Annotated in this window: 20 protein-coding genes; 14 read left to right on the forward strand and 6 right to left on the reverse strand. The window is 73.6% G+C overall.

The window, feature by feature from the left end:
• The first annotated feature begins 130 nt into the window (after positions 1 to 130).
• A complete protein-coding gene (locus ACO229_RS22585) occupies positions 131 to 2,980 on the forward strand; it encodes an MMPL family transporter (protein ID WP_423462869.1) in 2,850 nt (949 codons plus the stop codon).
• A complete protein-coding gene (locus tag ACO229_RS22590; protein ID WP_423462870.1) occupies positions 2,977 to 5,316 on the forward strand; it encodes a YhgE/Pip family protein in 2,340 nt (779 codons plus the stop codon). The genes ACO229_RS22585 and ACO229_RS22590 overlap by 4 nt, the downstream gene beginning before the upstream one ends.
• Positions 5,317 to 5,410: 94 nt before the next feature.
• Here ACO229_RS22590 and ACO229_RS22595 read toward each other — a convergent pair whose 3' ends face one another.
• The 3 genes from ACO229_RS22595 to ACO229_RS22605 form a co-directional block, all read right to left on the reverse strand.
• A complete protein-coding gene (locus ACO229_RS22595; RefSeq protein ID WP_397411929.1) occupies positions 5,411 to 5,785 on the reverse strand; it encodes a hypothetical protein in 375 nt (124 codons plus the stop codon).
• A 131-nt stretch (positions 5,786 to 5,916) separates the two neighbouring features.
• Positions 5,917 to 7,281: an acetamidase/formamidase family protein gene (locus ACO229_RS22600; protein WP_423462871.1), complete on the reverse strand. Its 1,365-nt coding sequence runs from the start codon at positions 7,279 to 7,281 to the stop codon at positions 5,917 to 5,919.
• Between the two features lie 269 nt (positions 7,282 to 7,550).
• Positions 7,551 to 8,924: a M20 family metallopeptidase gene (locus ACO229_RS22605; RefSeq protein WP_397411925.1), complete on the reverse strand. Its 1,374-nt coding sequence runs from the start codon at positions 8,922 to 8,924 to the stop codon at positions 7,551 to 7,553.
• An 88-nt stretch (positions 8,925 to 9,012) separates the two neighbouring features.
• On the opposite strand from ACO229_RS22605, the gene ACO229_RS22610 reads away from it, so the two are divergent.
• On the forward strand, positions 9,013 to 10,605 hold the full coding sequence (locus ACO229_RS22610) for an AbgT family transporter (protein WP_423462872.1): 1,593 nt from the start codon (positions 9,013 to 9,015) through the stop codon (positions 10,603 to 10,605).
• Positions 10,606 to 10,650: 45 nt separating this feature from the next.
• Here the strand turns inward: ACO229_RS22610 and purB are convergent, their stop codons facing one another.
• Positions 10,651 to 12,132, reverse strand: a complete 1,482-nt coding sequence (gene purB / locus ACO229_RS22615) for an adenylosuccinate lyase (protein ID WP_397411921.1) — start codon at positions 12,130 to 12,132, stop codon at positions 10,651 to 10,653.
• A gap of 161 nt (positions 12,133 to 12,293) precedes the next feature.
• On the opposite strand from purB, the gene ACO229_RS22620 reads away from it, so the two are divergent.
• The 7 genes from ACO229_RS22620 to ACO229_RS22650 all read left to right on the forward strand — a co-directional run bounded on the left by ACO229_RS22620 (position 12,294) and on the right by ACO229_RS22650 (position 19,487).
• A complete protein-coding gene (locus tag ACO229_RS22620; protein WP_397411919.1) occupies positions 12,294 to 13,016 on the forward strand; it encodes a GntR family transcriptional regulator in 723 nt (240 codons plus the stop codon).
• 84 nt (positions 13,017 to 13,100) lie between these two features.
• A complete protein-coding gene (gene atzF / locus ACO229_RS22625; RefSeq protein WP_423462873.1) occupies positions 13,101 to 14,840 on the forward strand; it encodes an allophanate hydrolase in 1,740 nt (579 codons plus the stop codon).
• 25 nt (positions 14,841 to 14,865) lie between these two features.
• Positions 14,866 to 15,828 (forward strand): ABC transporter substrate-binding protein, encoded by a 963-nt coding sequence (locus tag ACO229_RS22630; protein ID WP_423462874.1) that lies wholly within the window; start codon positions 14,866 to 14,868, stop codon positions 15,826 to 15,828.
• On the forward strand, positions 15,825 to 16,646 hold the full coding sequence (locus ACO229_RS22635) for an ABC transporter permease (protein WP_397411913.1): 822 nt from the start codon (positions 15,825 to 15,827) through the stop codon (positions 16,644 to 16,646). The genes ACO229_RS22630 and ACO229_RS22635 overlap by 4 nt, the downstream gene beginning before the upstream one ends.
• A gap of 25 nt (positions 16,647 to 16,671) precedes the next feature.
• Positions 16,672 to 17,475, forward strand: coding sequence for an ABC transporter ATP-binding protein (locus ACO229_RS22640; protein ID WP_397411911.1), 804 nt, complete (start codon positions 16,672 to 16,674; stop codon positions 17,473 to 17,475).
• Between the two features lie 210 nt (positions 17,476 to 17,685).
• Complete coding sequence (locus ACO229_RS22645) at positions 17,686 to 17,994, forward strand: hypothetical protein (protein WP_423462875.1); 309 nt, start codon at positions 17,686 to 17,688, stop codon at positions 17,992 to 17,994.
• Complete coding sequence (locus tag ACO229_RS22650; protein ID WP_423462876.1) at positions 17,991 to 19,487, forward strand: hypothetical protein; 1,497 nt, start codon at positions 17,991 to 17,993, stop codon at positions 19,485 to 19,487. Before ACO229_RS22645 ends, ACO229_RS22650 begins: the two co-directional genes overlap by 4 nt.
• Before the next feature lie 21 nt (positions 19,488 to 19,508).
• Here the strand turns inward: ACO229_RS22650 and ACO229_RS22655 are convergent, their stop codons facing one another.
• The gene (locus ACO229_RS22655) at positions 19,509 to 19,916 is read right to left on the reverse strand and encodes a phage holin family protein (RefSeq protein ID WP_397411905.1); all 408 of its coding nucleotides are present in this window, start codon (positions 19,914 to 19,916) and stop codon (positions 19,509 to 19,511) included.
• 14 nt (positions 19,917 to 19,930) lie between these two features.
• Here ACO229_RS22655 and hisC point away from each other — a divergent pair, with 14 nt between their 5' ends.
• On the forward strand, positions 19,931 to 21,019 hold the full coding sequence (hisC, locus tag ACO229_RS22660) for a histidinol-phosphate transaminase (RefSeq protein ID WP_423462877.1): 1,089 nt from the start codon (positions 19,931 to 19,933) through the stop codon (positions 21,017 to 21,019).
• A gap of 39 nt (positions 21,020 to 21,058) precedes the next feature.
• Here the strand turns inward: hisC and ACO229_RS22665 are convergent, their stop codons facing one another.
• On the reverse strand, positions 21,059 to 21,958 hold the full coding sequence (locus tag ACO229_RS22665; protein WP_397411901.1) for a helix-turn-helix transcriptional regulator: 900 nt from the start codon (positions 21,956 to 21,958) through the stop codon (positions 21,059 to 21,061).
• A gap of 101 nt (positions 21,959 to 22,059) precedes the next feature.
• Between ACO229_RS22665 and ACO229_RS22670 the strand changes: the two genes are divergently transcribed.
• The 3 genes from ACO229_RS22670 (at position 22,060) to ACO229_RS22680 (ending at position 26,131) form a co-directional block, all read left to right on the forward strand.
• The gene (locus ACO229_RS22670) at positions 22,060 to 23,574 is read left to right on the forward strand and encodes an MFS transporter (protein ID WP_423462878.1); all 1,515 of its coding nucleotides are present in this window, start codon (positions 22,060 to 22,062) and stop codon (positions 23,572 to 23,574) included.
• A gap of 365 nt (positions 23,575 to 23,939) precedes the next feature.
• The gene (pdhA, locus tag ACO229_RS22675; protein ID WP_397429128.1) at positions 23,940 to 25,106 is read left to right on the forward strand and encodes a pyruvate dehydrogenase (acetyl-transferring) E1 component subunit alpha; all 1,167 of its coding nucleotides are present in this window, start codon (positions 23,940 to 23,942) and stop codon (positions 25,104 to 25,106) included.
• A complete protein-coding gene (locus tag ACO229_RS22680; protein WP_423462879.1) occupies positions 25,103 to 26,131 on the forward strand; it encodes an alpha-ketoacid dehydrogenase subunit beta in 1,029 nt (342 codons plus the stop codon). The genes pdhA and ACO229_RS22680 overlap by 4 nt, the downstream gene beginning before the upstream one ends.
• Positions 26,132 to 26,137 lie beyond the last annotated feature (6 nt).

Genomic DNA, 26,137 nt, shown 5'->3' on the forward strand with positions numbered 1-26,137 from the left:
CTCGGGGGACTGCTTCGGGCGGAAGGTCACCAGTGTATCAATACACTCGTGTATCCGATGCACTCGTGCATCGGATACAGTGGTGCATCGAACGTCCCGTCATCGGTCCCCGCCTCGTCCAGGAGTGTGCGTGTCCTCCGTCCTCTACTCGCTCGGCCGCTGGGCCGTCCGCGCCCGCCGGCTCGTCGTAGCCGTCTGGGTCGTGGCACTCGTCCTCGTGGGCGGTGCGGCCGGCCTGCTGCAGCAAGGTCTCGACAACCAGGTGTCCATCCCGGGCACCGAGTCCCAGGAGGCGCTCGACCGCCTGGCGGCGACGTTTCCCCAGGTCAGCGGCGCCTCAGCGCAGGTGATCGTGGTCGCGCCCGAGGGCGGGACCATCAACGACGAGCCGATGCGCTCGGCCATCGAGGACGGTGTCGAGAAGATCGGCGACGTCTCGCAGGTCGAGGTCGTCACCTCCCCGTACGACGAGCAGATGCCGGCGTCGGTGTCCGATGACGAGCGCGCCACGCTGCTGACGATCCAGCTCGACGGTGACCAGGGCTCCATCACGGACGAGACCAAGGACGCGCTCGGCGTCGAGGCGGACGCGCTCGCGCAGGCACTGCCCGACGGCGCCGAGGCGCACCTGGGCGGTCAGCTCTTCTCCTCGAAGTTCCCCGAGATGACGCTGACCGAGGGCATCGGCCTGCTCGTCGCGCTCGTGGTGCTGGTCCTGACCCTCGGCTCGCTCGTGGCCGCGGGGCTGCCGCTGCTGAACGCGCTGCTCGGCGTCGGGGCGTCGATGGGGCTGCTGTTCGCGGCCACCGCGCTCGGCCCCATCAACTCCACCACGCCGATGCTGGCGGTGATGCTGGGCCTGGCGGTCGGCATCGACTACGCCCTGTTCATCGTGTCGCGGCACCGCGAGCAGCTCGGCACCGGGCTGTCCGTGCCGGAGTCGATCGCGCGGGCCACGGCCACCGCGGGGTCTGCCGTCGTGTTCGCCGGCCTCACCGTGATGATCGCCCTGGTGGGCCTGGGCGTGGCCGGCATCCCGTTCCTCACCATCATGGGCGTCGCGGCAGCCGTGACGGTGGGCGTCACCGTCCTGGTGTCGCTGACCCTGCTCCCCGCGCTCCTCGGGTTCGCGGGCGAGCGGCTGCGCCCCAGGCCGTCGCGGAAGGCCCGGCGCGCCGCGGCGCGCGCGGCCGCCCAGGCCGTCGCGGCCGAGGAGGCGGACGCCGACCCCGAGGTGACCCGACGCCGTCGCACACCGGCTGCACCCGAGCCGGAGGAGCCGCGGCCGAACCGCTTCTTCACCGGCTGGGTCCGGGCCGTGACGAAGATCCCGGCACTGACGGTCCTCCTGGTCGTCGCGGCGATGGGTGCGCTCAGCTACCCCGCGCTGGACCTGCGGCTCGCCCTGCCGGACGCGGGCGTCATGGAGGAGGACGACCCGGCCCGCATCACCTACGACCTCGTGTCGGAGCACTTCGGCGACGGCTTCAACGGCCCGCTCATCGTGACCGGCTCCATCGTGACCAGCACCGACCCCGTCGAGCTGATGAACCAGATCGGCGACGAGATCGCCGACCTGCCCGGCGTGGCCGACGTGCCGCTGGCGACCCCCAACCCGACGGCCGACACCGGGATCATCCAGGTCGTGCCGGAGGGTGGCCCCACCTCCGCCGAGACGGAGGACCTGGTCCGCGAGATCCGCGGGCTGCACGACCACTTCCTCGACGAGTACGGCGTGGACCTGGCCGTCACCGGCTTCACGGCGGTCGGCATCGACGTCTCCGACAAGCTCGGCGACGCCCTGCTGCCGTTCGCGTTCGTGGTGGTGGGCCTGTCGCTGATCCTGCTCACCATGGTGTTCCGGTCCATCGCGGTGCCGATCAAGGCGACGATCGGCTACCTGTTCTCGGTGGGCGCGGCGTTCGGCGTCGTCTCGCTCGTGTTCGAGCACGGGGTCTTCGCCGAGGCGCTCAACGTGACCCGTACCGGGCCCGTCATCAGCTTCATGCCGATCGTCCTCATGGGCATCCTGTTCGGACTCGCGATGGACTACGAGGTCTTCCTCGTGTCCCGCATGCGGGAGGACTACGTCCACGGGGGCAGCGCCAGGCACGCGATCACCACGGGGTTCCAGGGTTCCGCCAAGGTGGTCACCGCGGCGGCGATCATCATGATCGCGGTCTTCGTCGCGTTCGTGCCGCACGGCGACATGAACCTCAAGCCCATCGCCCTCGGCCTCGCCGTGGGCGTGGCCGTGGACGCCTTCGTGGTGCGCATGGTCTTCGTACCCGCGGTGCTCGCGCTGCTTGGCGAGAAGGCCTGGTACATGCCGAAGTGGCTCGACCGGGTGCTGCCGTCGTTCGACGTCGAGGGTGAGGGGCTGGCGCGCGAGCTGTCGCTCGCGGACTGGCCCGAGCCGGGTGCCACCGACGCCGTGGCCGCCCAGGACCTGGAGGTGCGTGGCCGGTCCGGCGTGGTGGTGGGCCCCGTGAGCGTGCGCGTGCCCGACGGCGGCGCGCTGCTCGTCCGCGGCGACGCCACGGCACCGGTCAGCGCCTTCCTGCTGGCCGTGTCGGGCCGGCTCGCCATGACGGGCGGCGTGGCCAAGACGACCGGTCTCGTGCTGCCGGAACGAGCGTCCTCGGTGCGGCACCGGGTGGCGGTGGTGGACTCCGCCGCCGAGGGCGGGCACCCTGCCGAGGCGGTCCGTGGTGCGCTGCGGGACAAGCCTGCGGTGCTCGTGGTCGACGCCACGGAGACGGTCGGCGACCTGGCGGCGCGCGCCGAGCTGGCGCAGGCCCTGGCCGGGGCGCAGCGCGACGGCGTCGCGGTGCTGCTCGGCTCGACCGGCGTGGCGGCGACCGACCTGGCGCCGGCCGGCACGCCGATGCTCGATGTCAGCCCAGGGCCGCGGGCCGGCTCATCCAGAACAGAACGTGACCAGCAGTCCGACGTGACCGAGCAGGAGGTGCGGGCATGAGCACCGCGACAAGATGGCTGCGGCCCGAGCCCTTCCGCAACCCGTGGCGTGCAGTGGCCGTGGCTCTTCTCCCGTTGATGATCCTCGGGCTGCTCATCTCGGCCCTGTGGAACCCGCAGGAGCGCCTCGACACCGTCAAGGCGGCGATCGTGAACCTCGACGAGCCGGTCGAGGTCCAGGGCCAGACCGTCCCGCTCGGGCGCCAGCTCGCCGCGGGCCTCGTGAGCGGCGGCGAGACTGCCGACGCCGAGGCCGGTCAGGCAGCGGCGGTCCCCGCCTCCGACGCGAGCTACGACTGGGAGATCACCGACGAGTCGGCCGCGGCCGACGGCCTGGCCGACGGCACCTACGCGGCCGTCGTGACGATCCCGGAGGACTTCTCGGCCGCGGCGACGTCCTTCAGCGGCGACGACCCGGCCGAGGCACGCCAGGCCACCATCGACGTCGCGACGCCGACCAACGGCCGCGTGCTCGACGACGCCCTCGCGCAGGTCGTGGCACAGACCGCGACCAGCGTGCTCGGCAGCACGCTCACCGAGACCTACGTGGACAACGTGCTCGTCGGCTTCTCCACGCTGTCGGAGGAGCTGGGCAAGGCCGCTGACGGCGCCGGGCAGCTCGCCGACGGTGCCAACGAGGCGGGCGAGGGCGCACAGCAGCTCGCGGACGGCGCGGGCGAGCTCGCGAACGGTGCGACCGAGGCCGGCGCGGGAGCGCAGGAGCTGGCGGCCGGAGCCCACCAGACCGCCGACGGCGTGTCCGGGGTGCAGGCGGGTGTGTCCAGCTTGGCCGGTGGCGCAGGCCAGTGGGCGGCGGGTGCCGAGCAGTGGGCGGCGGGTGCCGACCAGGCGGCGGCGGGCGTGAACCAGCTCGCGGCTGGCGCGGGGCAGTCGGCTGCGGGGGCGCGAGAGCTGGCCACCAGCACAGACAAGCTCGCCGAGGGCGCGCAGGGCGTGGCCACCGGTGTGAGCGGACTCGCTGCCGGGCTCGCGGAGACGTCGGCGGGCCTCGAAGGCAGTGCCGACCAGCCTGGCCCTGCCGACGGTGCAGCCGCTCTAGCTGCTCAGACCGAGACCCTGGTGGACACCATCCAGGAGGGTTGCGCGATCGGTACGGCAAACCCCTACTTCGCCGGGATCTGTAGCGACTCGGAGAGCCTTGACGAGCTCGTCGCGGCGATGGACAGCCTTGCCGGTACGCCTGGTTCCGCCACGGTGAAGCCGACGGGACTGTATGGGCTGACCGCTGGGATCGGGGAGCTGTCGAAGGGTGCGGGCACTCTTGACCCGATCGCCACCCAGGTCTCTGGTGGCGTCACCCAGCTCGCCGGCGGCACCCACCAGCTCGCCGACGGCCTCGGCGAGCTCCAGACCGGCGCGGACCAGGCCGCGGTCGGTGTCTCCCAGCTCTCGGGTGGCGCACGTGAGCTCTCCGGCGCTGCCGGCGGCATCGCCACCGGTGCGAACCAGCTCGCCTCCGGTGCGGGTCAGCTCGCGGCCGGCACCAGCCAGCTCGCCACCGGCGTGGACGGCCTGGCGTCCGGCGTCACCGAGCTGGGCGCCGGCACCTCCCAGCTCGCCACCGGCGTCGGCGGGCTCGCGGACGGCGTCGGTGAGCTGGCCGGCGGTGCCCAGGACCTGTCGAGCGGCCTGGACCAGGCCACCGAGGAGATCCCGGCGTACACGGAACAGGAGCGGAAGTCGCTCGCGTCCGTGGTGGCCGACCCGGTCGCCACCGACGGTGAGGTCACCGACCTCGACACGGGGGCCACCGGCCCGATGTTCGCGGTCCTGGCGCTCTGGCTCGGCGCGCTCGCCCTGATGATCGTGTTCCCGCCGGTGCCGCTGCACGCCCGGGGCTCGACGCGCGGCGCGCTGCGGCTCACGCTGGAGACGTTCGCCGTCCCTGCGGCGATCGGTGTGGTCACGGGCCTGGCGACCGGCGCCGTCCTGGCGGGTATCGAGGGGCTCGACGTCGGCGGCTGGGCCGCGACGATGGGCTTCGGTGCGCTCGTCTCGGTCGCCTTCGTCGCGGCCAACCAGGCGCTGGCGGCCGCGCTCGGCCACGTCGGGCGAGGAGTGAGCCTGCTGATCGCGGTGCTCGTCATCGCCACCGGTGTGGTGTCGACGGTGCCGGCCGTCCTCGAGGGGATCACGTCGTTCCTGCCGGTCGGGCCCGCCACGGTCGGACTGGGCCGGCTCGTCGAGCCCGGCACCGGGAGCCTCGGGATGGCCATCACCTCGGTCGTGCTGTGGGCCCTCGCGGGCCTGGTGGTGAGCACCCTCGTGGTCGCGAGCCGGCGTACGGCCCGGATCGGCGACCTCCGCACGGCCTGACGCCCCTGCGGCACGACGAAGCCCCGGCTGCCGTCCTCGTGATCAGGAGGACGGCAGCCGGGGCTTCATCGTTCGGCAAGGGCTGCGCCTGAGCTCAGCGGTCGCCCGCACGGCGCAGGCGCTCCGCGGTGTCGGGCCACGGGACGTGGGTCGGCTCCAGCGGGACCAGCGCCTTGGACAGGAACGCGTCGCGCAGCACGATGCCCTGGGGCGAGAGCTCGCTGATCGTGAGCTCGGTGCCCTCGCCGTCGAGCAGCCAGTGCTCGGCGAGCTCGTGCAGCCCGCGGCCGAGCACGAGCTCCTCGCCCGCGTGGTAGTCCTGCACACCGCCGACGGCATGACCGAGCCGGTTGCGGGGGATCACATCGGAGTAGTCGTCCGTCACGGGTTCGAGGTAGCCCACGGTCTCGCCGTCCTCCCGCGTGACGGCGAGCCAGGTGTCGACAGGTGCGATCTCTGGCGTCGTCATGCTCTGACCCTACGGTCCGGGCCGGCTCGGGCCCGCTGGATTTTCGGGCCGGCGCACGGCCCGGGCCGGTGGTGGCCGCACCGGCGTCCGGCACGGGCCGGGCTCGCCCACGTCGGCCAGCGGTCCCTCCCTCAACCCAGGTCGGCCTTCCGGATCAGCCCGTGCACCCCGACGGTCCGGTCGACGACCTGCGAGACGGCGAAGTCGCCCGCCGCCGACAGGTAGGCGTACGCGACCGCCCGGTCCAGCCCGTGGTCGTGCTGGAGGAAGTCGAGCGCGTTGACCACGGCGCGCCGCATGGCGACGTCCAGGTCGCTGATCTGACCGCCCACGGAGCCGTCCGGGTCGGACAGGCCGATGGGGATCCAGGCGTCCGCCGTCTCCCCGAACGGGTAGGAGTAGGCGACCGACGGAGCGTCCCCCGAGCCGGGCTTGCAGACCGTGAGCCGGAACGTGCCGCGCAGCGAGCCCTCCATGGCGGTGAGCGCCACCTCGCCGTCGCCCATGGCCATGTGCGGGTCACCCACGTAGAACAGTGCACCCTCGGCGCTGACCGGCAGGTAGAACGTGGACCCGGCGCCCAGGTGCCGGATGTCGATGTTGCCGCCGCCGAGCGTCGGCGGGATCGAGTTGGCCTCCGGGGCGGTCAGGTCCGTCGAGCCCGCGAACGCGACGCCCATCATCCCGAAGAAGGCCCGCAGCGGGAACCGCACCCGGCCCGCGCCCGAGCCCATCACGGCGTGGTCTCCGCGCACCCCGGCGAACACGGACACGTTGCCGTACTCGGTGGGGATGCCGGACCCCCGCCCGTCGGTGCCGACGGGCGGCATCACCTCGTCGAGGCTGATCCCGGCGGGCGCGCCCGCCGGCGTGACGCCCAGCGCGCCCTTGCCGTGCCGGGACGAGACCACGCCGTAGGGCACCCGCGGGGTGGCTGCGAGCGTCTCGATCTTGAGCACGTCACCGGGCTCGGCGCCTTCGACGAAGACGGGGCCGGTCACCACGTGCGGGCCGTCGACGTCGAAGTTGCGCACCGTCCGGGAGTACCCGGCGGCGATGGCCACGGCGTCGTCGAGCACCTCCCGGCGTCGTACGCCGTGCTCCGCGAAGTACGCCACGGGATCGCGGCCCTGGTCCTCCAGGATGCCCTCGTGCGAGACGGAGTCGATGGTGATCGTCTGGCCGGACCGCACCCGCGCTACGCCCCGGGCGTGCACGGAGGGGACGTAGCCCCACAGCACGTCGTCGACGTCCGAACCCAGGTAGACGTCGCCGGGGATCCGGCCACGGCCCGGTTGCAGCACGCCGGAGTACCGTCCGGCCCCGCCAGCGCCCCGGCTCGTCCCGGATGCGGCCGAGGCCGCCGCCGCAGGCCCCGCCGCCAGCGCGGACCCGGCCCCGACGCCGAGCGCCGCCTGCAGGAACCGTCGCCGGCCGAGGGCGGAGACCAGGGTCTCGGCGGCCGTACGTCCGTCTCGGTGTCCGCCATGAGTCACAGGACCACGCTCCTTCGAGATCGCGCGCGGCCCGGCACCGCGCCAGACCGACGCTAGGGAGCGGAGATTTCGCCCGGATGTGCGGGTCGTTACGACAGCGACCATGCGCCTGCTGCCAGGGCGTGCCCGGACGTGGCAGCAACCGCATGGTCGACGCGCCCGCCGCCCCAGGCCTCGCCCGCCGCCCCCCGGGGCCCCTGGTCCGCCGCCGGCGGCCCTGCCCTCCGTAGGTAGCCCGGTCCTCCGCCGGCGGCCCCCTCCGGAGGCGATCAGTCGAAGTAGTGCTCCACGTCCACCGGTCCGCCCTCCTCGGCGAACTCCTCGTGGACGGCGGCGCGCAGCCCGGCGTCGTACAGGTAGTCCAGGGCGGTCGCCGCGAGACCGGCGGCACTGTCGACGGCGGCCGTCACCGCCGCAGGGGTCGCGGCCGCGGCGGCGAACTCCGCGGTGTGCAGCGCGATGTCCGGGTCCGCGACCTGCACGAGCGGGTGGATGCCCGGCACCCGGAACGACACGTTGCCGAAGTCGGTGGACGCCGCCAGCGTCTCCGACAGCACCCCCGCCGGCAGCGGGTCGCGTCCCAGACGACGCTGCGCCGCGACCCAGCGGTCGGTGAGCACCCGGTTGGTCCGGACGGGGAGGCTCGGATGGGCGCCGTCGTCCCAGGTGATCTCGACGTCCGTGCCGGTCATGAGGGCCGCGCCCCGCGCGATGTCGTCGAGGCGCCGGGACAGGTCGCGCAGGGTGTCCGGGTACTTGGAGCGCGCGTACAGGTGCACGACGGCGCGTTCCGTGATGATGCTCGGCCGCGTGCCGCCCTCCGCGATCGTGGCGTGCACGCGGTCCACCGGGGGCATCTGCTGGCGCAGCAGGCCGATGCCCTGGTACGCCAGGGTCGCCGCGTCCAGGGCGTTGCGCCCCATGTACGGCTGGGCGGACGCGTGCGCGGGGCGGCCCGTGAACGTCCAGGTCAGCAGGCGGCGCCCGAGCCACACCTGGTCGGCGACGTCGAGCCCGTAGGGGTGCACCATGATCGCGGCGTCGACGCCCTCCAGCGCCCCGTTGCGGGCCAGCACCTCCTTGCCCGAGTGCCCCTCCTCGGCGGGCGTCCCCAGGAGGACGATCCGCCCGGCGGGTGCGCCGCCGGAGGCCATGGCCTCGCGCGCGGCGAGGAAGGCACCGACGCCGGACGCGGCGATCACGTTGTGGCCGCACGCGTGGCCGATGCCGGGCAGCGCGTCGTACTCCGCGCAGATCGCGATCGTCGGCCCGGCCGGATCGCCGGCCTCGGCGCGGAACGCGGTGTCCACCCCGTACGCGCCCAGCTCGGCCTCGACGCCGTGCCGTGCGAGGACCTCGACCAGGGTCGCCGCGCTGCGGTGCTCCTCGAACGCCGGCTCGGGGTGCTCGTGCAGGCGGTGCACGATCTCCGCGAGCTCCGGCGCCAACCGGGCCGCGGCCCGCTCGGCGGCGGCGACCAGCGCGACCGGGGCGCCGGCTCCGGACCCGGCCGTCCCCGTCGGCCCGGCGGCGTCCTCACCCGTGGACGGGCCGGTCAGCGCCTCCCGCCGCACTGCGGTCTCGGCGACCAGATGGTCGAGATAGGCGGTGCTGGGCGGGGTGGGGCGGTTCATGCGGTCCATCGTATGGAAGCCGTAACACGACCGGAAAATTCACCCCTTAGATTACGGCCCGACGTCGCTCGATCACCGCCCGGCCGAGGGAGACCGCATGAGCACCGCAGCACCACCCGTTCGCCCGTCCCGCGCCGACCGGTTCCTGGGCGCCGTCGAGCGCGTCGGCAACCGGCTGCCCGAGCCGTTCACCCTCTTCCTGATCCTGTTCCTCGCCGTCGCGCTCGTGTCGACGTTCATGGCGCTCGCCGACGTGACGGTGCAGATCCCGGGCGCCGAGGAGGTCACCCGGATCCAGGGGCTGTTCACGCCCGAGGGGCTCACGTGGTTCACCCAGAACATCGGGGTGAACTACATCGGGTTCCCGCCGCTGGTCACGGTGCTGACGATCTGGCTCGCCGTGGGCGTGGCCGAGAAGACGGGTCTGCTCGCCGCGGGCATCCGCGCCGTCTTCGGCTCCGCGCCGCGCTGGGCGCTGCCGTATGCCGTGGGGTTCGTCGGCGTGATGGGCAGCGTGATGTCGGACAGCGCCTTCGTGGTCATCCCGCCGCTGGCGGCGCTGGTGTTCCAGGCCGCCGGCCGGCACCCGGTGGCGGGTCTGCTCGGCGGGTTCGCCGCGGCGGGCGCCGGATACTCCACGAACATCGCCGTGACCAGCCTCGACGCACTGTTCTCCGGGATCACCACGGCGGTGACGGAGATCCTGCCCAACCCGGGCGATCCCGTGAACCCGCTGTCGAACTGGTACTTCAACGTGGTCTCGGCCGTGCTGCTGTCCGTGCTCGCCGGGTTCCTCATCGACAAGGTGCTGGAGCCGCGCCTGGTCCGGCAGAGCGTCCCGGTCGACCAGGTGCGACAGGCAGGCACGGTGGTGCCCGGCACCGGCCCGGCGGGCATCGACGAGCACGCCGGGGATGCCACCCTCTCGCGGGCCGAGCGGCGCGGACTGGCGTTCGCCGTCGGCTCCCTGCTGCTGGTGGCGGTCGTCCTGACGGTCGCCTTCGTGGTGCCGGGCTCGCCCTGGCGCAACGCCGACGGCGGGTTCCTCCCGGAGTCGCCGCTGCTCAGCTCGATCACGTTCGTCGTCTTCGTGCTGTTCCTGGTGCCCGGGATCGTCTACGGCGTGGTGACGCGGTCGGTGACCTCGATGAAGGACGTGCCGCGGCTGCTGGAGCAGTCCATCCGCGACATGGCGGGGTTCCTGGTGCTCGCGTTCGTGCTGGGCCAGTTCATCGCGGTCTTCAACTGGTCCGGCGTGGGCCAGTGGATCGCCGTCGCGGGCGCCGAGGGGCTCGAGTCGGCCGGGCTGACCGGCTACGGGGCGATCCTGGGCTTCCTCGTGCTCGCGTCGCTGCTGAACCTGTTCATCATCTCGGGCTCGTCGCTGTGGACCATCATGGCGGCGGTGTTCGTGCCGATGTTCGCGCTCATCGGGTACGAGCCCGGCTTCGTGCAGGCCGCGTTCCGCGTGGGCGACTCGGCGACCCAGATCATCACGCCGCTGAACCCCTACATGATCGTGCTGCTCACGTTCCTGCGGCGCTGGGAGCCGAAGGCGGGCTTGGGCACCGTGATGGCTCGGCTGCTGCCCTTCACGATCGCGTTCTGGCTGGTGTGGGCGGCGGTGCTGTCGGTGTTCTTCTTCCTCGACCTGCCGGTCGGCCCCGGGAACGGCATCTTCCTGGAGTGACCGGCGCCGCGGCGCACCGGGTGCGGTGCGCCGCGGCTGCCCCGATCAGTCGAGGTAGTCCTTCACGAGCTGCTCGGCCAGCCCGGTGTACGTGGCCGGGGTCAGGGCGGCGAGGCGCGCGGCGACGTCGTCGGGCAGGCCCAGGCCCGCCACGAACTCGCGCATGCGCGCGCCGTCCACCCGCTGCCCGCGTGTCAGGTCCTTGAGACGCTCGTACGGGTTCTCCATACCGGGCACGCCTGCGACCGATGCGGCACGCATCGCCGACTGGACCGGTTCACCCAGCACCTCCCAGTTGGCGTCGAGGTCCTCGCGCAGCAGCGTCTCGTTGACGGCCAGGCGGTCCAGGCCGCGTGCCACGTTGTCGATGGCGAGCAGGCTGTGCCCGAACGCGGGGCCGATGTTCCGCTGCGTGGTCGAGTCGGTCAGGTCGCGCTGCAGGCGCGAGGTCACGAGCGTGGCCGAGAGCGTGTCCAGCAGCGAGCACGAGATCTCGAGGTTGGCCTCGGCGTTCTCGAACCGGATCGGGTTCACCTTGTGCGGCATCGTGGACGAGCCCGTGGCGCCCGCGACCGGGATCTGCGTGAAGAAGCCGAGCGAGATGTAGGTCCACACGTCGGTCGCGAGGTTGTGCAGGATCCGGTTGAACCGGGCGACGTCGGCGTAGACCTCGGCCTGCCAGTCGTGCGACTCGATCTGCGTGGTCAGCGGGTTCCAGTCCAGCCCGAGACCCTCGACGAACGCCTTGGAGACCGCGGGCCAGTCGGCCGACGGGACGGCGACCGTGTGCGCACCGTAGGTGCCCGTGGCGCCGTTCAGCTTGCCCAGGTACTCCGCGCCGTCCACGCGGCGCAGCTGACGACGCAGCCGGTGCGCCAGCACGGCGAGCTCCTTGCCCAGGGTGGACGGCGTCGCGGGCTGGCCGTGCGTGCGGGACAGCAGCGGCGCCGCGGCGTGCTCGCGCGCCATGCCCGCGAGCTGGTCGACGACGGCGGTCGCGGCCGGCAGCCACACCTCGCGCACCGCGCCCCGCACCATCAGCGCGTACGACAGGTTGTTGATGTCCTCGCTGGTGCAGGCGAAGTGCACCAGCTCGCTCGCGGCGGGCAGGCTCGTCTCGCCCAGCGCCTCGGGGGCGGCCGCGATGCGCCGCTTGATGAAGTACTCGACCGCCTTGACGTCGTGCACGGTCTCGCGCTCGATCTCGGCCAGCTCGGCGATCTCGGCCGCGCCGAACGTCGCGGGGATCGCGCGCAGGTACTCGATCTCCTGCGGCGTGAGCGTGGGTGCCCCCGGCACCACCGGCGCGGCGACGCCGTCCGCGCCGTTGCACAGCGTGATGAGCCACTCCACCTCGACGTGGATGCGCTCGCGGTTCAGCGCGGCCTCGCTCAGGTGGTCCACGAGCGGTGCGACGGCCTTGCGGTACCGGCCGTCCAGGGGGCCGAGCGCGATGGCGGGGCTCACGTCCGCGAGCGTGACGCGGGCGGCAGGGCTGGGCGTGGTGGTCTCTGGCACGTGCTCCATTCTCCCACGGGCGCGTCCTGCCCCCGGCTGGTTGTCCACAGGGCCTCCGGCCGGCGAGCAAGGCGGACGACACGCACATTTCACCGGGGGTGACGCCGTGGAAACAGCGGAGGCGTCCACGCAACACGGCTGTCACAGGGGATCCAGAACGATGTCCAACCATGGATACAACGCAGGATCCGGTGCTGCAGGAGCCCGGGACGCAGCGCGGCCGCCGCACGACGGCACGCGTGCGGGTGTACGAGGCGCTCCGGGGTGAGCTCCTCTCCACGGCGGTGTCGCCGTTCGCCCGCTACACCGAGGAGAACGTCGCCGAGCGGTTCGGGGTCTCCCGCACCCCGGTCCGCGACGCGCTGGCGCGGCTGGAGGCCGACGGGCTCCTGGTCAAGCGGGACGGCGGCCTCTTCCGCTACACCCCGACCGTCACCGAGTTCACCGACCTCTACGAGCTGCGCGTGCTCCTGGAGACGTGCGGGCTGGACCGGGCCATCGACGACCCGACGATCCGCCACGACGCAGGCGCCATCGAGGCCGAGCTGACCGTGTGGCAGGAGCGCGCCGACTCCGGGATCCAGCCCGACGCCGGCTTCGTCACGGCCGACGAGCAGTTCCACACCGTGCTCCTGGGCGCCGCGGGCAACGCCGAGCTGGTCGGGGCGCTGCAGCGGGTCAACCGCCGCATCCGGCCGGTGCGCATGCACGACTACCTCACCCAGGACCGGGTCGACGCGACGATCAGCGAGCACATCGCCATCGGTGAGCTGGTCCTGTCCGGCCGCCTGCGCGAGGCGCGCGACTCGCTGCGCACGCACGTGGGCCAGTCCCAGTCGATCGTCCGCGCGCGGGCGGCCCGGGCCATGCACCTCATGCAGCTCGCCCCCTGACCACGCGGCCGTGCCGTCCCGCCCGGCCCGGGAGCCCGCCCCGCCCCGCACCACGTCCCGCCCCCGACCAGGAGGAGACCCCGCATGACCCGAACGAGCCCACCGGACGCGGTCCGGGCCGCCTACGCCCGGATCCGGTCCGCCGAGCCCGGCCACGTCTGGATCCACCTGCGTGCCGAGGAGGACGCCCTGGCGGACGCCGGGGACGTCGCGGCGCGCACGGCGGCCGGCGTGGACCTCCCGCTCGCGGGTCTCGTGTTCGCGGTCAAGGACAACATCGACGTGGCCGGCCTGCCGACCACGGCGGCACACCCGGAGTTCGCCTTCGTACCGGCCACGAGCGCCCCTGTCGTCGAGCGCCTGCGGGCCGCCGGTGCGGTGCTGGTGGGAAAGACCAACCTGGACCAGTTCGCGACCGGCCTGGTCGGCACCCGCAGCCCCTACGGTCCCGTCGCGAGCGCGGTCGACCCGGACCGGGTGGCAGGTGGCTCCAGCTCCGGCTCGGGTGCCGCGGTCGGGCTGGGCCTGGTCGACTTCGCGCTCGGCACGGACACCGCGGGGTCGGGGCGGGTGCCGGCCGCGTTCAACGGCGTCGTCGGGCTCAAGCCGACGGTCGGGCTCCTGCCCGCCGACGGCGTGGTCCCGGCCTGTCCCTCCTACGACACGGTGTCGGTCTTCGCCGCGGACGTGACGCTCGCGGCCCGCGTGCTGACCGTCTGCCAGGCACCCACCACCGGCGACGTGCCAGACCCTCAGGGCGCCGGGGCGACCCGGGCGCCGGACGCGCGGGCCTGGCCCGCGGACGCGCCGCAGGGCGCGCCCGCGCACCCGATCGTGGCGGTGCCGCGCGACGAGGACCTGGGCACGCTCTCCCCGGCCGTCCGCGCGGCCTTCGCCGCCGCCATCGGCCGGCTCGAGGGCACCGGTGCCACGGTGCGGCGCATCGACCTCACCCCGTTCCTCGCGGCCGGACGTCTGCTGTACGACGGCGGCCTCGTCGCCGAGCGCGCCTGGTCCTACGGCGAGTTCCTCGCGGGCCACCCCGAGCAGGCCGACCCGTCGGTCGCCGCCATCGCCACGGCGGCGAGCGGCGTCGAGGGCACGCGGGTGGTCGCCGACCAGCAGCGTCTCGCCGGGCTCACGCGGCAGGGCCGCAGGCTCCTGGACGGCACCGACGCGCTGCTCGTGCCCACCGCGCCGATCCACCCGACGTTCGCGCAGGTCGCCGCCGACCCGATCGGCGTGAACTCGACGGTGGGCACCTTCACGAACTTCGTGAACCTCATGGACCTGGCCGCCGTGGCCGTCCCCGCGGGCCGGGTCGACGGCGAGGGGCAGTTCGGCGTGACGTTCGTCGTCCCGGCGTTCCACGACCAGGTGGCCGCCGACCTCGCGGCGCGGTTCCTGGGCGAGGGGGAGGAGGCGCCCCTCCTCGGAGCCCCGGGGGTCGACGTCGCGGTCTTCGGGGCGCACCTGCGGGGCGAGCCCCTGAACGCCCAGCTCGACGCGCTCGGCGGACGGTACCTGCGCGACGTCGCCACGGCCCCGGCGTTCCGCATGCTGCTCGTGGAGGGGGCCGTCGACCGTCCCGCCGTCGTCCGCGGGGGCGAGGCCTCGGTGCCGGGCGAGCTGTGGCGGCTCTCGCCCGCGTCGCTCGCGCGTCTCCTGACCTCGATCGCCGCGCCCCTGGCCCTCGGCCCCGTCGAGCTGTCCGACGGGTCGACCGTCGTCGGCTTCACCGGGGCGCCGACAGGCACCGAACCCGACATCACCCACCTGGGCGGGTGGCGCGCCTACCGGACCGCTGCCGCCACCCCTGCCTGACCCCCCATCGAACGAGGAGACCCTGATGACCCTGCTCAAGCCTGCCCTGGCCGCCGTCGGCGCCGCCGCACTCGCCCTCGGCCTCACCGCCTGCACCGGGGCCGCCGCCGACGGTGCGGACGACGGCACCGTGACGATCGGGACGCTGCGCGGTCAGCCGCACCTGTTCACGCCCTACTTCTACGACGACTTCGCCCCCGAGGGCGTCGAGTTCGAGATCGTCCTGTTCGACACCTCCTCGGACATCAAGAACGCGATCGTCTCCGGATCGGTCGACTTCGGCGTCACCGGCGCCGCGTCGGTGATCACCGGCGTCTCGCAGCAGCAGGACGTGACCGTCGTCGCGTCGTCCGCCGACGGCGGCACCCGCATCGTCGCCTCGCCGGACATCGCGACCCCCGAGGACCTGGTGGGTGCCACGGTGGGCTACCCGATGGGCGCGACCCAGGAGATCCTGCTCAAGGAGACCCTCGCGTCGCTGGGCATCGACCCCGAGGAGGACGTCGAGCTCGTCAACCTCCCGTTCGCCGAGATGGCCGGTGCCTACTCGTCCGGTCAGATCGACGCGTTCATCTCGGCCGAGGTGGGGCCGTCGATCGCCATGCAGGAGGACGCGCACGAGCTGACGTCCCCCTACGAGACCGGGATCGGCCGCACGAACATCGTGCTCGCCACCACGGCCTCCCTGGCACAGGACGACCCCGAGCTCGTGCAGGACGTGGTCGACACCCACGCCCAGGCCACCGAGCACCTGGCCGCCCACCCGGACGAGTGGGCCGACCGCATGGTCGAGGAGTTCGTGGTGGACCGTGCCGTGGTCGCCACGGCGATCGAGAACACGTGGCCGCGCTGGGAGATCGACGCCGACTACGAGCAGACGCTCCGGGCGATGAACGACGAGATGGTCGCCTTCGACCAGGTCGCGGAGCCCGCCGACACCGAGGCGCTGACGGACACCACGTTCGTCGACGCCGTGGACACCCCGTGAGCGCCCGGACGCGCGGTCGCTCCGCCTGGAGCGCCTGGCTGCTCGCGCTGCCGGTGCCGGTCCTGAGCCTGCTCCTGTGGCACGTGGGCGTCCAGGGCGCGTGGGTGCTCCCGTTCGGCATCCAGATGACGTTCCTGCCCCTTCCGGCGGACGTCGGCCTGCGGCTGGTGGACCTCGCCGTCGGGGGTGTGTACGACGACTCGTTCAGCGGCACGCTGTGGACGCACCTGGGGGCGTCGGCCGCGCGGGTGCTCCAGGGATTCCTGCTGGCGGTGGCCGTGGCGGTGCCGCTGGGCGTGCTCATGGGCCGGTCCCGGCTGGTGTTCCGGATGCTCGACCCGACCGTCAACCTCGTGCGGCCGGTCCCGGTCACGGCCTGGGCGCCGCTCACGCTGCTGATCATCGGCTTCGGCGATCGCTCGACGGTCTTCCTGGTGTTCCTGGCCGCGGTGTTCCCGATCCTGCTGAACACCATCAGCGGCGTGCGGCAGGTGTCCGGGCGGCTCCTGGAGGCGGCCGCGATGCTCGGCACCCCGCCGGCGCAGGCGCTGTACAAGGTGGTCATCCCCGCGGCGACGCCGAGCATCGTCGGCGGCATGCGGATCGCCATGGGTCTGGCCTGGGTGATCCTCGTGGTCGGCGAGACGGTGGGCATCGACACGGGACTCGGCGCCATGATCACGCAGGCCCGGGAGCAGTCCCGCACCGACCTGATCATCGTCGGCATGATCGTCATCGGCCTGGCCGGCTTCGTCGCGGACCGCCTGCTCGGGCTGGTCTTCCGCGTGGCGTTCGGCCGGCGTCCGATCCTCAAGTGATGGCTGGACCGAAGGAGGCAGGAGCATGGTGAAGATCGGTCGGATCCGGGAGAACCTCCCGGCGGACATCGTCATGAAGGGCCTCGGCAAGCAGTACCCGGGCGCCGCCGTCGCCGCCGTGGAGGGCGTGGACGTCACGGTCGCCGCGGGGGAGGTGCTGTGCATCGTGGGGGCGTCGGGCTGCGGCAAGTCGACGGTGCTGCGCATGGTGGCGGGCTTCGAGGAGGTCACCTCCGGCACGCTGACGGTCGCGACGGAGCCGGTCGCAGGCCCCGGTCCCGACCGCGGCGTCGTGTTCCAGGACTACGGCCTGTTCCCCTGGCTCACCGTCGCCGAGAACATCGCCTACGGTCCCCGGCAGGCGCGGCTGCAGCGTCCGCTCGTCGCGGAGCGCACCGAGCAGGCGCTGGAGGCCGTGGGCCTGACCCGGGTGGCGGGCTCGTTCCCCCATCAGCTCTCCGGCGGCATGCAGCAGCGCGTGGCGATCGCCCGCGTGCTGGCCAACAAGCCGTCGGTGCTGCTGATGGACGAGCCCTTCGGTGCCCTCGACGCCCTCACGCGCGTGGAGATGCAGCACGAGCTGCAGCGCATCCAGCGTGCGGCCGGCATCACGGTGCTGTTCGTGACCCACAGCATCGAGGAGGCCGTGTACCTCGGCGACCGCGTGCTGGTCATGGCGGGCGGGACGGCGCACGGCGTGCCCGGTCACGTGCGCGAGATCGTGGACGTGGACCTGCCGGCGGACCGCGACGCGTCGTCGCCGGAGTTCAACGCGATCGAGCGGCACGTGGACGGGCTGGTCCACGCGGGGCACGCCGTGCGTCTGTGACAGGTGCGTCACGGCCTCTCGGGACAGCACACTGCGGGCGCGAGGGTGACCACAGGTGGCCTCCACGGTCGTTCGTGCACAGGAGCCTGCCACCGTCGGGTGCCCGGACCTCGTCCCGGCCTACGGTCTCCAGGACCTGACCGACAGGCCTGACCGACAGGCCTGACCGACAGGACCGGACGGAGTGGAGCCGATGAGCAGAGGCGGCACGTGCGTATCCGACGTGGACGGGACAGCACGACGGACGGGCCGCGCCGCGTGCTGACGGGAGGGGCGCCCGCGGCGCTCGCGGAGGTGGTGGCCCTGGTGGAGCGGTCGGCCGCGGAGCTGGGCGCGGCCGGCCACGTCGAGTGGCGGGCGCGGGCGGCCGACCTGTACCGCGCGGCGGTGGCCGAGGAGGCCCGGGCCCTCGCCCGGGACCGCACGCTGCTGGACGAGACGGTGCGGGCCGCGGCCCAGGTGGCGGTGCCGGGCGTGCAGGCGGTGCCGGGGGAGCCCTACGGCGGGTGGGCGCGGTGAGCCTGGCGCCGGAGGACACCGTGGCCGTGTACGGAGGCACGAGCCTGTCCTCGGCCGAGACGGACTCCGTGCGCGGGGCCGCGGCACGGCTGGCGCGCGTCGCCGAGGACCTGAGGGCCGCGTCGGTGCGCTGCCTGGGTGTCAGCGGGGACCTCGCGCTGCCGGGTGTCGGTGGGGCTGGCGACACCGGGGCAGGCGCCGGCGGGATCGGTGCGTCGGGCCTGGCATCGCTGGCGCGCGACGTCGCCCGCTGCCTCGCGGAGCGTGCCCGGGCCTGCGACCTCCTGGCCTGGCGGCTGCTGCGCGCGGCCGGCCTGTACGAGGAGGCCGAGTCGACGGCCGAGCGGCTGGTCGGCGGGCTCGTGACCGCGGGCACCTTCGGCACGGGGGCGGCGCTCGGCAGCCTGGGGTGGCTGGGCCTGGCAGGGGTGGGTGCGCTGGGAGCGGCGGAGGCCGCCGGCCGGCTGGGCGGCGCCGGGGCGACGGGCGGCGCGCTGACGCCCGTGGCCGGAGCGGTCGCCGGTGCCGCGACCCGCGGGCTGGCCCCGTGGTCGGACGAGGTGGTCGCCGGGCTGGGCGGCGGCGTCGCGTTCGCGCAGCCGGGGCCGGCCGGGGGCCGGCCGGGGGTTGCCGGCGGGGCCGGCGTCCTCGCGCACGTGGCCCGCGAGGTACCCCTCCTGGGCGGCGACGACGCCGGGGTCCGGCTCACGCGGCTCGGCGCGGAGGACTTCGCGTCCGGCGCCGTGCCCGCCTGGTCCGCCACCGGCGCGCGCTCCGTCCGTGAGGCACTGGCCCGGGTCGACGACCTCTACCCGGGCCCGGGTGGCGCGCCCCCGGCGACGATCGCGGTCCAGAGGGTGACCGGGCAGGACGGCGCGGTGTCCTGGACGGTGCTGGTGCCCGGCACCCAGTCGGCCCTCCCGGCGGGGCACCCCTGGGACGGGCGGACCGACGTCGAGCTCATGGCCGGGCAGCCCGACGGTGCGACCGCGGCGATCGAGCGCGCACTCGCGGACTCCGGCGTCGGGCCCGACGAGCCCGTCACCCTCGTGGGCCACAGCCTGGGCGGGATCGCCGCGGCGGCGCTGGTGTCCCGGGCGGGTTTCACGGCGCGCTACCGCGTGGGCGGCCTGGTCACCGCCGGTGCCCCGACCGGGCTGATCCCGGCGCCGCCCGGTGTCCCGGTGCTGCACCTGGAGACCCCGGAGGAGCTGGTCTCGAACACCGACGGCCGGTCCGGTGCGGAGAACCCTCGCACCCGCGACCGGGTCACCGTGGTCCGGTCGCTCCAGGACTCGGCCGACCCGGGCGACCGCGCGGCGTCGGGCAGTCTGCCGGCGGCGCACTCGGTCGCCACGCACGTCCGCACGCTGGACCTCGCCCTCGCGACGGGCGACCCGCGGGTGGCCGAGGTGACCGGCCGGATCGGACCACGGCTGGCCGGGGAGAGCATGACCACCTCGTACTACCGGGTCGAACGGGCCGGCCCGTGACCGGCCCGTCCGGCCGCGGGTTCAGTCCGAGACCCGGTTGGGCAGCAGGGCCAGCAGGATCGTCTGCACCACCGAGATCACGAGCGCGGCCAGCACGTACCACCAGAAGCCGCCCGTCACCTCGAGCCCCCAGTTGGGCTGGTCCGAGAACCAGGACTGGTTCGTGATGAGAGTGGTGATCCACAGCATGAGGGTGTTGACCAGCACGGACACGAGGCCGAGCGTCAGGATGTAGAGGGGGAGCGAGATGAGCTGGACGATCGGCTTCACGACCATGTGGACCAGGCCGTAGACGACGGCCACCACCACCAGGGCGAGGATCGTGCCCAGGGTCGTGCCGTCGCTCACGACGTCCATGTGCGAACCGAGGATCAGAGCCGACAGCCCGATCGCGAGTGCGGTGATGAGGATGCGCGCCACGAGCTTCATCCGGCCATCGTGGCATGCTGACCCCCGTGGAAGAAGCATCCGTACCGCTCCGGGCCGCCGTGTCGGCCCTGCCCGCCTACGTTCCCGGCGCCCGCGTCGCCACCGGGTCGCAGGCCTGGAAGCTCTCGTCGAACGAGAACCCCTATCCGCCGCTCCCGTCCGTGCTGGAGGCGATAGCGCGCGGCGCGGCCGAGGTGAACCGGTACCCGGACATGTACGCCGGCGAGCTCGTCGAGGTGCTCGCGGCGCACACCGGCGTGGCGGCCGAGAACGTGGTGGTCGGCAACGGTTCGGTGGCCGTGCTCTCGCACGTGCTCCAGGCCGTCGTCGAGCACGGGGACGAGGTCGTCTTCCCGTGGCGGTCCTTCGAGGCGTACCCGATCGCGGTGGCGGTCGCGGGCGGCAAGGCCGTGACCGTCCCGGTCCAGGAGCGCACGGGCCGCCTCGACCTGCCTGCGATGGCGGCCGCCGTCACGCCCGCCACCCGCGTGGTGCTGGTCTGCACGCCCAACAACCCCACCGGTCCCGCGGTGCACGCGGACGAGCTGGAGACGTTCCTCGCGGCGGTGCCGCGGAACGTGCTCGTGGTCGTGGACGAGGCCTACCTGGAGTTCGTGCGCGACCCCGAGGTGCCCGACGGCGTCGACGTGCTGCGCCGGCACCCTAACGTCGTGCTGCTGCGCACCCTGTCCAAGGCGTACGGGCTGGCGGGTCTCCGCGTCGGCTACGCGGTCGCCGAACCCCGGCTGGCCGCGGGTATCCGGTCGGTGTCCACACCGTTCGGCGTCTCGCACCTGGCGCAGGTCGCCGCGCTCGCGTCGCTGGCGCCCGCCGCGCAGAGCGAGCTGCTGGAACGGGTCGACGCGCTGGTCACCGAGCGCACGCGCGTCACCGACGCCCTGCGCGACCAGGGCTGGGACCTGCCCGGGACGCAGGCCAACTTCGTCTGGTTCGGCCTGGGCGAGCAGACCGTCCAGCGCGCCGCCGAGGCGACCGCCGGCGGCGTCCTGGTCCGTCCGTTCGCGGGTGACGGGCTCCGCGTGACCATCGGCGAGGTCGCGGCGAACGACGCGTTCCTGCGGATCGCGGCGGGCTGGCGCTGACCTGACACTGACCTGACGCCGGGGCCGGCCCGGGCACGTTCAGCCGATGAGCGCGTCCGCCAGCACGCCGTCCCGTGCGGTCCAGGCCGGGGCCGCGCCCACGAGCGAGTCGAGCCGTTCGATCCGGCGGGCGGCCATGTCGTCGGCCGGCGTCAGCACCACGATGCGCTCACCGCGGTCCCGGTCGAGCCACAGGCTCTGGAACACGACGTCGACCCGGCCCACCCGGGAGGACCGGTAGCGGCGGAGCTGGCCCGGCCGGTCGCCGCGCACCTCGTGCTCGCCCCAGTAGCGCACGAACTCGGGCGAGCGCTCGCGCAGGCCGCCGAGCAGCCCCTCCCATCGTGGGTGGTGCCGGAACTCGGCCTCGCGGGCACGCAGCCGCCCGGCGAGGTCGCGGAGCACCACCTCGGGCTCCACGAGGCTGTCACGCCAGTCGTCGTGTGTGAACAGCAGCCACGCGCAGTTCCGGTCGGCGGGGTCGACGGCGTCGAGGTCGCCGAACAGGAACCGGTAGGTGCGGTTGGCGGCGACCAGGTCGTAGGCGGCGGTCTGGATCGCCGCCGGGTACGGGAGCAGCCGTTCCAGGAGCAGGACGTGCTCGGGCAGCACCCGCATCAGCGGGTTGGGCACGCCGGCGTCGGTGTCGGCCGCCCGCCCGGCGAGGATCATCAGGTGCCGCCGCTCCTCGGGCCGCAGCCGCAGTGCCCGGGCCACGGCGTCGAGCACCTGGTCGGACGGGTTGGGCGCGCGCCCCTGCTCGAGCCACGTGTACCAGGTGACGCCGACGCCGGCGATCTGCGCCACCTCCTCGCGGCGGAGCCCGGGTGTCCGCCGGCGGCCGGACTGCGGCAGCCCGACGTCGGCCGGGGTGACGCGACCGCGGCGCTCCCGGAGGAAGGCACCGAGCGCCTTGTGGTCGGGGTCGGTGGTGGTCACCGAACCAGTGTCACCCCGCGGCGGCCGCACAACCAGGTGGTGCCGGTACCCGTATGAACAGGCTCCTGGTACCAGGATGACCGACGGCGCATGGTCGGAGCATGACGCCATCCCTCCCCACGGCCGTCGACTCCCGCGTGCGCCCGGCCGTCGCCGCCCCGGCGGGCGGTGCGACATCGCCCGCCCCGGACACCACCCGCGCCCTGACCGGCGGCGGGCTGGCCGTGCTGCTGCTCGGCTTCGTCCCCGTCAACTTCACGTTCGGTGCCGTGAACCTGCTGGTCCCGGCCATCGCCGCGGACCTGGCGGTCAGCCCGGCCGGCGGCGCGCTCGTGCTGTCGGCCTACACGACCACGTTCGCCGCCGGCCTGGTCGTCGCCGGCCGGCTGGGCGACCGGTACGGCCGGCGGCGGCTCTTCGCCGTCGGTCTCGCCTGCTTCGGCGTGCTGGCGGTGCTCACCGCACTGGCCCAGGGCCTGACGGACCTCGTGGTGCTGCGCGCCGCCCTCGGCCTGGCCGCCGGGCTCTTCACACCGCAGGTGCTGTCGACCATCCAGGCGACGGCGCCCGACGCGCTCCGGTCCCGGGGGATCATCCTGTTCACGGCGGCCGGGGCGGTGGCGACCATCGTGGGGCAGGTGGCCGCCGGAGCTCTCGTGGTCGCCCTGCCCGCGCACCTCGGCTGGCGCGCCGTCCAGATCGTCACGGCGATCATCGCGCTCGGCGCCCTGCTCGGCCTGCGGGCGGTGCCCGAGTCCCGGTCCGAGGCGCCCCTCGCGCTCGACCTGCCGGGCGCCGCGCTGCTCGGCGGTGGCCTGGTGGCGCTGGTCGTGCCGCTCACGACCGGCCCCGGCGCGGGCTGGCCCGCCTGGGCGGTCGGCCTGCTGGTGGTCGCGGCCGTGACGCTCACCCTGTTCGCGCTCACCCAGCGCCGCGCCGAACGCCGCGGCCTGCTGCCCGTGGTCCCGCCGCGCGTGCTGCGCGTGCCGGTGGTCCGGATCGGACTGCTGATGACGATGCTCTTCTTCGTCACCTACGGCGCGTTCCTGTACGAGATCTCGGAGTACTCGCAGACGGTGTGGGGCGCCGACGGCTGGGGCGCCGCCGTGCTCCTGCTCGCGTTCGGCGGGGCGTTCGTGGTCACGGCGCTCGCCCTGCCCCGGATCCTGCGGCGGGTCGGGCCGCGGATCATGGTGTACGCCGCCTCGGGGCAGGCCGTGGTGCTGCTCGGCATCGCTCTGGTGGTGGGGCGCGACGGCGGCGGGGCCGCCCCGGTCGTGCTGCAGCCGCTGCTGGTCGCGCTGGGTGCGGCCCAGGCGATGATGTACGGCCCCGCGCTGCAGACCGTGCTCTCCCGCACGCCGACCTGGGCGGCCGGTGTCGCGGGCGGACTGCTCACCACGCTGCAGCAGCTGGGCCTGGGCCTGGGCGTGGCGCTCCTGGGCGGGCTCTTCCACGCGGTGGCGGGCGCGGCGGACGGCACGCCGCTGGCAGCAGCCACGGGACCGGGCTCGGGGCTCACCGTCGGCCTGGTCACGGCGGTGACCGCGCAGGCGGCCTGCGCCGTCGTCTTCGCACTGCTGGCCTCCCGGGTGGTGCGCCACACGACTGCGTGAGACAGCGTGGTCGGCAGCGTGGTCGGTAAGAGGTCAGGTGATCGGCACCCCGGGGTGCCGATCACCTGACCTCTTACCGACCACGCGCCCTGGGAGGGCCAGCCTTGCGCGAGACTCCGGTCAGGGCGCCGAGACTGCGTCGCGGGTGTTGGCGGAACCCGACAAACGCGTCGGCGAGAGATTGGGCGGGATCGCGGCAGACCAACCTACGGAGCCGTAGCCTACGCTTGCGTAGGCTACGAGAGCGTAGGTTGCGGATCGGCCATATTTCCGGCTGGACCCGTGCCAGGATGGAAAGGTCCCCGGAACGGGCCGGGCGTCTCCGCAACTGCGGGCGCTCGCGTCCGCAGTCGAAGGAGGAAAGCGTGACTACGACCAACGGCTCCAACGAGGCGATCCCGACGTTGCAGCTACTCGACCCCGAAGGGCACCGCGTCACGACACGCGGCACCAAGGGGTACCGCGACCGCGCAGCGGACCTGACCGCGGAAGACCTCCGTGGTATGTACCGCGACATGGTCCTGACCCGCCGCTTCGACGAAGAGGCGACGTCGCTCCAGCGCCAGGGCGAGCTGGCCCTGTACGCACCCTCTCGTGGCCAGGAGGCCGCGCAGGTCGGCAGCGCCTACGCCCTGCGGCCGCAGGACTACGTGTTCCCGTCGTACCGGGAGCACGGCGTGCTGCAGGTCCGCGGCGTGGACACCGTCGACCGGCTGCGGTTCTTCCGCGGGTCCGACCACGGCGGCTGGGACCCGAACGAGCACAACGCGAACGTCTACACCGTGGTCATCGGCGCGCACACCCTGCACGCCACCGGCTACGCCATGGGCGTCCAGCGCGACGGCACCCCGCTCGACAAGCACGACGGCACCGCCGTGGTCACCTACTTCGGCGACGGCGCCACCTCGCAGGGCGACGTCAACGAGGCCATGGTGTACGCCGCGGTCAACCAGGCGCCCGTCGTGTTCTTCCTGCAGAACAACCAGTGGGCGATCTCCGAGCCGACCACCCGGCAGACGCGGACCCCGCTCTACCGCCGCGGCGAGGGCTTCGGCATGCCGAGCCTGCGGGTCGACGGCAACGACGTGCTCGCCGTCTACGCCGCGACGCAGGAGGCGCTGGAGCGGGCCCGCGCGGGCGAGGGCCCCAGCTTCATCGAGGCGTTCACCTACCGCATGGGCGCCCACACGACGTCGGACGACCCGACGCGCTACCGCACCACCGACCAGGAGGAGGTGTGGCGCCGGCGCGACCCGATCGACCGCCTCGTCGCGCTCCTCCGGGCCGAGGGCGAGCTCGACGACGAGTTCGTGGCCGAGGTCCAGACGGCCGCCGACGAGCTCGGCGTCCGCCTGCGCTCCGGCGTCCGGGCCCTGGACGGCGGTGCGCCCGTCTCGACCTTCGACGACGTCTACGCCACCCCGCACGGCATCGTCGCCTCCGAGCGGGCCTGGTACGAGGCATACGAGGCCGGCGACCCGCCGGCCGAGCAGTACGCGATCGCGGAGACGGCCCAGGGAGGCGCACGATGACAACCATGGCGGAACGTACGCACACCACGTCCGGTGCGTCCGGCACGAAGACCCTGACGCTCGGCAAGGCGGTCAACGAAGGTCTGCGCGCCGCGATGCGGCACGACGACAAGGTCATGCTCATGGGTGAGGACATCGGCCCGCTGGGCGGTGTCTTCCGGGTGACCGACGGCCTGCAGGCGGAGTTCGGCGAGCAGCGGGTCGTGGACACGCCGCTGGCGGAGTCCGGCATCGTCGGCACCGCCATCGGCCTGGCCATGCGCGGCTACCGGCCGGTCTGCGAGATCCAGTTCGACGGGTTCGTCTTCCCGGCGTTCAACCAGATCACCACCCAGCTCGCCAAGATCCACAACCGCACGCGCGGAGCGATCGACATGCCCGTCGTCATCCGCATCCCGTACGGCGGCGGCATCGGCGCCGTCGAGCACCACAGCGAGAGCCCGGAGGCGCTGTTCGCGCACACGGCGGGCCTGCGCGTGGTCTCCCCGAGCAGCCCGCAGGACGCCTACACGATGATCCAGGAAGCGATCGCCTCCCCGGACCCGGTGATCTTCTTCGAGCCCAAGGGCCGTTACTGGGCCAAGGGTGAGGTCGACCTCGACGTCACGGTGGGCTCGGCCACGCTGAACGCGGCCCAGGTGGTCCGGTCCGGCACCGACGTGACGCTCGTGGCCTACGGGCCGTCCGTCGAGACGGCGCTGAAGACCGCGACCGCGCTCGCGGAGGAGGGCCGCTCGGCCGAGGTGGTCGACCTGCGCGCCATCTCGCCGCTCGACACCGGGGCCGTCGTGGCCAGCGTCCGCAAGACGGGGCGCTGCGTCGTGATCCACGAGGCCCCCGTGTTCTTCGGTGCCGGCGCCGAGATCGCGGCCCGCGTCACCGAGGAGTGCTTCTACGCCCTGGAGGCGCCGGTGCTCCGCGTGGGCGGCTTCCACACCCCGTATCCCGTGGCGAAGCACGAGCACGAGTACCTGCCGAGCGTGGACCGTGTGCTGGACGCCGTCGACCGTGCCTTCGCGCACTGAGCCAGG

Source organism: Promicromonospora sp. MS192 (assembly GCF_049532985.1).
In the GTDB taxonomy this organism is placed as follows: domain Bacteria; phylum Actinomycetota; class Actinomycetes; order Actinomycetales; family Cellulomonadaceae; genus Promicromonospora.